This window comes from Oleiphilus sp. HI0132 (assembly GCF_001635845.1).
This window is the reverse complement of sequence record NZ_LWGJ01001234.1, coordinates 1-2562: the sequence shown is the minus strand read 5'-3', so window position 1 is coordinate 2562 and position 2562 is coordinate 1. Positions and strand designations below refer to the sequence as shown.

Below are 2562 nucleotides of genomic sequence, written 5' to 3'. Positions count from 1 at the left end.
ATAGTCGAATTAACTTTGTTACCCCAGAGCAAAGGCACTTAGGTCTGGATGAAGAAATATTATCGAAGAGGGATGAGCTTTATCGCAAGATGAAAAGAAAGAACCAAATAAGGTGGTCAAAAGCTACGCGGAACTGGGAGAAAGTGGGTGACGTTAAGTTGAACCCGGAGAAGGAAAAACAAGCAGCTTAAATGCTCAGGCGACAACTACCTTGAAAAACGCCGTAACAGAGTTGAATTGTTTATCAGATAAGCGCATAAATTGACGCTTCCAGTTCGCGATTTGTTGGGAGCTAATTCCAAGTTCTTTAGCAACTTGAGCTTGAGTGACGCCCGGTTTTTCGCAGCGTTTCACTGCTTCTTTTCGGAATTCTTCAGAGTAAGCTTGAGTTTTTTTACGTGCCATGAGCACCTCCACATAAGGTCTATATAACTATAGTAGGGTGTACACTAATTGTTGGGCACTCGGAAACCTAACGCCTTGCTAAGCGGTTGTGGTGAATTGGCGGTTTGTTTGCGGCTCTTTGCAAACAAGATGACAATTTACCACAATCCGACTTGAGCAACTTGTTAGCTGAACAAATTTTGGTATTACTCATAATGTGTCCACATACGCAGAACTTTTATGACTTTTTGCTCTTCATAAACTTGGTAAACAATCCGGTGCTGGATGTTAACACGTCGTGAAATTGCACCAGATAAATCACCAACCAATTTTTCAAATGGTGGTGGTGTTTGAAACGGATTCTCTTCGATAACTTGCAGCAAATATTTTGCTTTACTTTTGAGACCTGAGGAAGCAAGTTTCTTTGCATCTTTTTGAGCTTGCTTGGTATATACGAGTTCCCAACTCACCAATCAAGCTCCTTAGAACAATCTTCAATAGGTTCTGCCATTCCTTCTTTAATGCTTTCTCTCATACCCGGAACAGTTAAAAGATAAAGGGTTTCTTGAATTGACTCCCAGTCTTCACTGGAGACTAATACAGCGCTATTTCTTTTGCCTGAAATAGTTATTGGCTGATGAGTCTCTGAAGTTTGATCTAAAAGCCGGTATAAGTTTGCCCTGGCTTCACTTGCCGTAAGAATATTCATCTTTATTCTCCTGAACAGAAAATAATATCGTACGCTTAAACGTACGAAGTGGCAAGATTATTTTTACAGCTAACGCCGCAATAAAGGGCCGGAGCGCAGCGACGGTCCAGCCCACATGTTTTTGTGGGCGATCTTTGATTGCCTTGTTATATTTTACGGCCTACAATAAGACCTAATTAACGACCACTTTATAGTACTGGTGATTTTATGACAACCCGAATATTAACAGAAGCTGCCGCTAGTATTAGCGAATTAAAGGCTAACCCAATGAAAGTTGCTTTAAGTGCTGATGGCAAACCAATTGCGGTACTTAATAGAAATGAACCTGCTTTTTACTGCGTGCCTGCCGAAGCCTATGAGTACTTAATGGACCGCGTTGAGGACCTTGAGTTAATAGCTCTTGCTGAACAACGAAAAAATGAGAAAAGCGTTAAGGTTAACTTAAATGACTTATGAGCTTGAGTTTAAAAAGTCTGCACTTAAAGAATGGAATAAACTTGGCGCTACTATAAAAGAGCAATTTAAAAAAAAGCTAACCGAAATATTAGAAGGCCCGAGAATACCAAGTGCAAAACTTTCTGGGGCAAATGACCTATACAAGATAAAACTTAGACAAGCTGGTTACCGTTTAGTTTATGAAGTAAACGACGAAATAATTACTGTGACAGTGATTTCAGTTGGTAAGCGTGAACGTGGTGATGTTTATAAAACGGCAATGAAACGAACCAACTAAAAATTATAACGCCCAGCTCACCGGAGGAGCAAAATTGGCGTGCCTTTTTGCTTCTGCAAAAAGCGCGACACATTTTGCGGAGTCCGGTGGAGCTGCTGGTTATGTTGTTTGATAATAAGTTATGGGTCATGAAGCTATGAGAATACTTTGCTTTTTAGAAGCCTTACTGATGACAAATACCATAAGAAGCACACCACAAACAACAGTAGAAGTTGCATGACTGATAAAACGGTAGGCCCCTCTATTGCCCAATGTATAAGCAACCCAACGCTGACTAACAATGATTGTGCAGACATATAGCTAAAAGTAGTTGCCAAGAGCTTAGTTAAGGATAGTAATCTTGACTCTGTTGATTTGAATAAAATATAGCCCCAAAAACACAATACCAATAAGAAGATAATAATCAAACGCAGAGGCAATGCTTCTCCGCTAAGTAATAATAAAATTGAATAAATTAGCGTTGCAGATAATATTAAACACGGTATTTGGATCATTCTAAACCCCGGAAATAACTCTCCTGAACATAGACATAATGACTCCCCACGTCCCAAAAGAGTGCTGACCTCCTATCGTGGGTTAGCAAAGCCAGAGCCATAATATATGTGTCATACCATATAAGCGGAGGCCAGCACCATGAAAAACAATACCATAATTTTTGTCGGATTGGACACCCATAAGGAGTTCACCGAAGTCGCATATTGCGAAGATCAACGAGGCTCAGAAGTAAAACACCTTG

The 2562-nt window shown here is 40.2% G+C and carries 5 protein-coding genes and 1 pseudogene; 3 read left to right on the top strand and 3 right to left on the bottom strand.

Translation table 11 applies throughout. The features are described from left to right. Positions 1-191: pseudogene (locus tag A3766_RS32080) on the top strand (IS3 family transposase); the annotation flags it as partial. 4 nt (positions 192-195) lie between these two features. On the opposite strand, the gene A3766_RS18165 reads toward A3766_RS32080, so the two are convergent. The 3 genes from A3766_RS18165 to A3766_RS18155 all read right to left on the bottom strand — a co-directional run bounded on the left by A3766_RS18165 (position 196) and on the right by A3766_RS18155 (position 1093). Next, positions 196-405 (bottom strand): transposase, encoded by a 210-nt coding sequence (locus A3766_RS18165; RefSeq protein WP_082907154.1) that lies wholly within the window; start codon positions 403-405, stop codon positions 196-198. Positions 406-590: 185 nt separating this feature from the next. Beyond that, entirely contained in the window at positions 591-854 is a 264-nt protein-coding gene (locus tag A3766_RS18160) for a Txe/YoeB family addiction module toxin (RefSeq protein WP_068510968.1), read from the bottom strand. Further along, on the bottom strand, positions 851-1093 hold the full coding sequence (locus A3766_RS18155) for a type II toxin-antitoxin system Phd/YefM family antitoxin (RefSeq protein ID WP_068510966.1): 243 nt from the start codon (positions 1091-1093) through the stop codon (positions 851-853). The genes A3766_RS18160 and A3766_RS18155 overlap by 4 nt, the downstream gene beginning before the upstream one ends. A 207-nt stretch (positions 1094-1300) precedes the next feature. Between A3766_RS18155 and A3766_RS18150 the strand changes: the two genes are divergently transcribed. Further along, a complete protein-coding gene (locus A3766_RS18150; protein WP_068510964.1) occupies positions 1301-1549 on the top strand; it encodes a type II toxin-antitoxin system Phd/YefM family antitoxin in 249 nt (82 codons plus the stop codon). Further along, on the top strand, positions 1539-1826 hold the full coding sequence (locus A3766_RS18145) for a type II toxin-antitoxin system RelE/ParE family toxin (RefSeq protein ID WP_068510962.1): 288 nt from the start codon (positions 1539-1541) through the stop codon (positions 1824-1826). Before A3766_RS18150 ends, A3766_RS18145 begins: the two co-directional genes overlap by 11 nt. Positions 1827-2562 lie beyond the last annotated feature (736 nt).

Excerpts from the sequence above, each read along its gene's own strand:
- A3766_RS18165 (WP_082907154.1), bottom strand. The coding sequence starts at position 405 with ATGGCACGTAAAAAAACTCAAGCTTACTCTGAAGAATTCCGAAAAGAA.
- A3766_RS18155 (WP_068510966.1), bottom strand. The coding sequence starts at position 1,093 with ATGAATATTCTTACGGCAAGTGAAGCCAGGGCAAACTTATACCGGCTT.
- A3766_RS18150 (WP_068510964.1), top strand. The coding sequence starts at position 1,301 with ATGACAACCCGAATATTAACAGAAGCTGCCGCTAGTATTAGCGAATTA.
- A3766_RS18145 (WP_068510962.1), top strand. The coding sequence starts at position 1,539 with ATGACTTATGAGCTTGAGTTTAAAAAGTCTGCACTTAAAGAATGGAAT.